The organism is Okeania sp. SIO2B9 (genome assembly GCF_010672505.1).
GTDB lineage: Bacteria > Cyanobacteriota > Cyanobacteriia > Cyanobacteriales > Microcoleaceae > Okeania > Okeania hirsuta.
The window spans coordinates 1-5,442 of the sequence record NZ_JAAHGK010000439.1 but is presented as its reverse complement, the minus strand read 5'-3'; the positions used below and the strand labels follow the sequence as shown (position 1 = coordinate 5,442).

The 5,442-nt window shown below is 35.6% G+C and carries 7 protein-coding genes and 1 pseudogene; all 8 read left to right on the top strand.

Translation table 11 applies throughout. The annotated features are described in order from the left end of the window. Positions 1-327 precede the first annotated feature (327 nt). Positions 328-552, top strand: coding sequence for a 4-oxalocrotonate tautomerase family protein (locus tag F6K13_RS16385; protein WP_124144217.1), 225 nt, complete (start codon positions 328-330; stop codon positions 550-552). 317 nt (positions 553-869) lie between these two features. Then, positions 870-1,334: a GNAT family N-acetyltransferase gene (locus tag F6K13_RS16380; protein ID WP_124144218.1), complete on the top strand. Its 465-nt coding sequence runs from the start codon at positions 870-872 to the stop codon at positions 1,332-1,334. Positions 1,335-1,617: 283 nt separating this feature from the next. After that, complete coding sequence (gene hypE / locus F6K13_RS16375; protein WP_124144219.1) at positions 1,618-2,724, top strand: hydrogenase expression/formation protein HypE; 1,107 nt, start codon at positions 1,618-1,620, stop codon at positions 2,722-2,724. A 436-nt stretch (positions 2,725-3,160) separates the two neighbouring features. Next, the gene (locus F6K13_RS16370; RefSeq protein ID WP_205127312.1) at positions 3,161-3,448 is read left to right on the top strand and encodes a hypothetical protein; all 288 of its coding nucleotides are present in this window, start codon (positions 3,161-3,163) and stop codon (positions 3,446-3,448) included. 134 nt (positions 3,449-3,582) lie between these two features. Further along, positions 3,583-4,044, top strand: coding sequence for a Uma2 family endonuclease (locus tag F6K13_RS16365; protein WP_205127313.1), 462 nt, complete (start codon positions 3,583-3,585; stop codon positions 4,042-4,044). 74 nt (positions 4,045-4,118) lie between these two features. Continuing rightward, positions 4,119-4,442: a hypothetical protein gene (locus F6K13_RS16360; RefSeq protein WP_240038868.1), complete on the top strand. Its 324-nt coding sequence runs from the start codon at positions 4,119-4,121 to the stop codon at positions 4,440-4,442. 178 nt (positions 4,443-4,620) lie between these two features. Continuing rightward, entirely contained in the window at positions 4,621-4,965 is a 345-nt protein-coding gene (gene hypA, locus F6K13_RS16355; protein ID WP_124144220.1) for a hydrogenase maturation nickel metallochaperone HypA, read from the top strand. Positions 4,966-5,012: 47 nt separating this feature from the next. Then, positions 5,013-5,435, top strand: a pseudogene (locus tag F6K13_RS16350) (DUF2887 domain-containing protein); the annotation flags it as partial. Positions 5,436-5,442: the final 7 nt, after the last annotated feature.

Genomic DNA, 5,442 nt, shown 5'->3' with positions numbered 1-5,442 from the left:
CAACAGGCAACAGGGAATAGGGAATAGGGAATAGGGAATAGATAAGAAAAAAGTATTTTTGCAAATATGAGATGCACAAAAGTAATATAGAATAGGGGAAAAAGGTGTAAATTTGTTCCCATATTCACCATCTTCCCATCTCTTTATATTGAAGTACATAAATAGACATCTGGTGATCATAAAAAATCAAATCAATTATCACACAGAAATTATCAATTATTTCCCCCTACTGCCTACTCCCTACTGCCTACTCCCTCTTTTCTAGAGATGCCTAATAGATCCCATAATTCTATATATATTAGTTTAGTAAAATAGAAGGAAAAAATTATGCCATTTATAACAATTCAAATTGCTGACGGTCATTCCGTTGAATTAAAACGCAAACTAGCAAAAGCTGTCACTGATACTGTTGTTTCTACTTTAGGAACAAAACCAGAATGGGTAACAGTTCATATCGACGAGTTTAGTCGAGAAAATTGGGCAGTTGGCGGTCAACTTCATATTGATAAACATCCCGGTCGTCATGCAGAAAAAGTAGAAAAAAATAATTAACTTGCCTGTAAAAAGTTGACGGTTAATTTGAAAAAGTAAGCAATTAATTCGTAAGCATTCAGCCGTCAGCTATCAGCTATCAGCTATCAGCTATTGCTTTTAGTTTACTATCAAAGCTTTATTAATTATCTTACTATAAAAGTAGGCTTCCTTGACCTTAAAGTCTATTTTAATTTAAACAATGTCCTTAAGGAGAAAGTCTTGTTGCTGTTAACGCAGTTCCTCCGGAGGAGGCTAGCTGAAAGCTAATAGCTGTTTGCGCAGCATTCCACAGGAAATGCTTACATTAATTCTTTTCAAATTACCGTCTAAAAATTATGCTGAATCAAGAAATAGTAATCAGAGAAGCAGTTCCCAGTGACATAAAAATAATTATGGAATTGCTGTATCTAAAAGCAGAATTTGATGGTTGCCCCGAATCTCTTAAAGCAACAACTGAAAAACTAAATAACGATTTATTCGGCACAACTCCCCTTACTTCTATTTTATTAGCAGAAGTAGGGGGTAAAGCTGTAGGTTTCGCTAGTTATCATCGAATTTATTCTACATTTTTAGCTAAACCTGGAATTTGGCTAGATGATTTGTATTTAAAAGCAGAATACCGAGGTCAAAAAATTGGTAAAGCTTTAATGACTCGTCTGTATCAAATAGCTGAAGAAACAGGTTGCGGTAGAGTTGATTGGACTGTAAATATTAATAACTCTCAAGGCATTAACTTCTATGAAAAAATGGGAGCAAAGATAATAGAAAAGGTGAGATTATGTCGTCTGGAAATTCATTGAAGAAGGAAAGCACGACAAGGATTTGGAAACGGATGCACGGATGATTCGTAATTTAGATTGAGAAAAAGTTAGTAAAGCTCAATCTACAGATAAAATCTTTGATTAAGGCTACTTGAAAAAATATGACAGAATAATATTTATGTTTCTTTCTTGTCAAATCTAATTTAACATTAGTCTATGACAAATCAACTAGAGTCTTCTAATTGAAAATTTGAAAAAAATACTATTATAAATATACGATTGAATTTAAAAATCAGCAATCTTAATAAAATTAATATTTAATATGACAAACTCTACTTCCAACGAACCTACTCAACATTCTTTATTTAAAAAAATCGAACAAGCGCGACGTCGTCCGACAAAAGTGCGCGACACCAACATTACTCTCGCTCACGGTAGCGGTGGTAAAGCAATGCGCGACCTTATAGAAGATATTTTTGTCGGCAACTTTGACAACGCCACCCTATCTCAACTAGAAGACCAAGCAACATTTGACCTGGCAACTTTTACTGCTCAAGGAGACAGACTTGCTTTTACCACCGACTCCTATGTAGTTGACCCCATATTTTTTCCTGGAGGCAATATTGGCGAACTTGCAGTCAACGGTACTGTTAACGATCTAGCGATGAGTGGAGCAAAACCTTTATATCTCTCCTGCGGAATGATTATTGAGGAAGGTTTTCCCGTTGACTCCCTGCGCGAAATAGCAAAAAGTATGAAAGTTGCAGCAGATGTCGCCGGGGTGAAAATTGTCACTGGAGACACAAAAGTTGTTCACCGAGGTGCTGCGGATAAATTATTTATCAATACTGCGGGGGTAGGTGTAATTCGTTCTGGTGTTTCTATTTCTGCCCAAAATCTCCAACCAGGGGATGCCGTTATTGTGAATGGTTATCTTGGAGACCATGGAGCAGCTATTACGATCGCTCGTGGAGACTTAGCTCTGGCAACAGAAGTCAAAAGCGATACTCAACCTTTGAATGGTTTGGTCGATACTATTCTCGATGTTTGTCCGGAAGTTAGGGCAATGCGAGATGCTACCCGTGGTGGTGTAGCAACAGTATTAAATGAATTTGCCATGAGTTCAGAAGTAGGGATACGACTTTTTGAATCTTCCCTACCAGTGCGGGAAGAGGTGCAGGGAGTCTGTGAAATTCTCGGTCTCGACCCTTTATATTTTGCCAATGAAGGTAAGTTAGTGACGGTGGTGCCAGGAGAAAAAGCGGAAACTGTTTTGGCAGCAATGAAATCTCATCCTACAGGTATTGATGCTGCTATTGTTGGGGAAGTTATTGTTTCTCCTCCGGGAATTTTGTTGTTGCAAACCACCTTTGGAACCGAGCGTATTGTGGATATGTTGGTGGGAGACCAACTGCCGAGAATTTGTTAAGAAGGAGCAAGACAAGGATTTTTTCACGGATGTAGGGATGATCGAAATTTTGTAGGGGTAATGTCTCCAAACCCTCCTACTTATAAAAGTTAAAAGTCAGATTTTATAGACTAAAAACTTTGAGAGTCGCTCAAAAAATCTTTTCCCAAGGATTTTTTCATCGATGAGCAAGACAAGGATTTGGGCACGGATGTACGGATGATGGAAATTTTGTAGGGGTTTGGTCTCCAAACCCTCCCACTTATAGAAGTTAAAAGTCAGATTTTATAAGCTCAAAACTTTGAGGGTCGCTCAAAAAATCTTTTCCTTTTAAACCTTTCTTTTCCTTCTGCATAAGTGCCTTCCTTCTGCCTTCCTGACTCCAAAGTATAAGTATTCAACCGGACATGATATTAATATCAATTTTTGAAGTTTAAAATCTGAATATTTAAAAAACATGACAATTTTTTTTGATGCTAAAATTGAAATTATCGAACTTAATAAGTATCAAGAACGTCCAGGGTTTTCTGATAAGTATCATCTGGTCAAATTCTTGCTAAACTCAGATGGAATAAATTCCTTTGAAGTTAATATTTGGGTTCATTCTAATTATCCAGAGGCAGAAATTGTTAAAGTTGCTAAAACTTTTTTAAATCGTCGTTTACAAGATTTTGTGGAATTAACAAGTGAGGATATTTATGCACCAGATGAAGTTGATGCTTTGTGGCAGTCTTTCAACAATTAATAATTAATAATTGATTTACAGCACTTTTGAGGATAGTGAGGTACACTTATAGGACTATTCTTATATTTCCTATGCCCTGTTCCTTGTTCCCTGTTCCCTGTTCCCTATTCCCTAATTAATAAAGGAAAAAAATTATGTCTATATTACCAACACAAACAAACATTGAATCAGCCCCCAAAAGTTTCAAAAAGCAACCAGAAGATTTTGAATTTGTAGAACCAGATATTAGTGATGTTATTACTGAGGATGATACTCCTGTGGATAATTTAATTACTGAGAAACAACAACGACTATTAACTACTACTTTATATAGTTCTTTCCAAACAGACTTACCATTTTTAGCAACTGCCAATGTCGGGCTTTTTTACGGCAATAAAATACCACCGCTTGTACCAGACATTCTCCTTAGTTTACGAGTCAAAGTACCGGAAGATTGGAGTCAAAAACAGAATCGTTCTTATTTTGTATTTTCTTTTGGCAAACCTCCAGAAATAGCTATCGAAATTGTCTCTAATAAAATCGGTAATGAGTTGGATAGTAAATTACAAGATTATGCTTTTGCTGCGGTTGGTTATTATGTCTTTTTGACCCACTAAAACAACTTGGATAAAGGATTTTACGAGTCTATGAATTACGAGGTAATAGTTATATAGAGCTAGGAAATTTCTATTTGTCTCAAGTGGGATTGGGTTTAACAATTTGGCATGGTATTTTTGAAGGAAAAGAATATGATTGGTTACGCTGGTGTGATGATTCGGCGAATATTTTGTTAACTGGAGATGAACGAGCTGAACAGGAAAAACAACGAGCTGAACAGGAAAAACAACGTGCTGAACAAGAAAAGCAACGAGCTGAACAGGAAAAACAACGTGCCGAACAGGAGAAACAACGTGCCGAACAGGAGAAACAACGTGCCGAACAGGAGAAACAACGTGCTGACCGACTAGCAGAAATTCTCAGGGAAAGAGGTATTAACCCTGATGAAATTTTGTAATTAAAAAATGTGGTGGGCGATCGCCTACTACTGACATTTTTTTAGGAGAGAGAAAATAGTTTTTTTTATCAGTCAATATAAATAGTCTCAAACTGAATTTTTGAGCCTCAAAATTCTCTCCCTATTTTCTAACTTTTAGCTTAAGAATTATCTGAAAAACTGGAAAGTTACTTTAAATATGCACGAATTAGGAATCACTCAAAATATTGTTGCCATAGTTGCCGAAAATGCTAAGGAAAAAACTGTTAAACGAGTCACTTTAGAAATAGGTGAACTTTCTGCTATTATGCCTGATGCTATTGAATTTTGTTTTGACGTTTGTAGTAAAGGTACAGTGTTAGAAGGGGCAAAATTAGAGATTATTAAAATTCCCGGTTTAGGAAAATGTCGTCAATGTGGAGCAGAAATTCCTCTAGAGCAACCATTCGGTGTTTGTCATGTTTGTAACAGTATGGAAATAGATATTATTCAAGGTCAAGAACTTAAAATTAAGGAAATGGAAGTAGAAGAATTATGTGTGTAATATTAAAAGATTTGAGGCAAATCTCAAATTAACTACTTTATTTAAACGAATTGGAAGAAACTGTAAGTGGTTCATTAGGGGTTGGAGTTGTTAAACTGGTGGTAATTAAGCCAGAAACTCAAGCGATTAATTTGGCTAAATCTTTAATTTCTCAAGCTCAAGAGGAAATTATTGAGCCAAAGATTCAAGAAGATTTAATTAATCTAATTCAAACAATTATTGTTTATAAATTACCCCAAAAAACCAGAAAGGAGATTGAAGCAATGTTAGGTTTAAGTGAATTGAAAAAAACTAAAGTTTATCAAGAGGCTTTTGCTGAAGGTAAAGATGAAGGTGAAGTAGAAGCTAACTTAAAATCTGTATCTAATATGATTCGTTTAGGTTTAACTTTAGAGACTATTGCTGAATATTTAGATTTGCCTTTAGAGGAAGTTCAAAGATTAGCAAAATTGACCGAAAACAGAGATTAATTTTTTA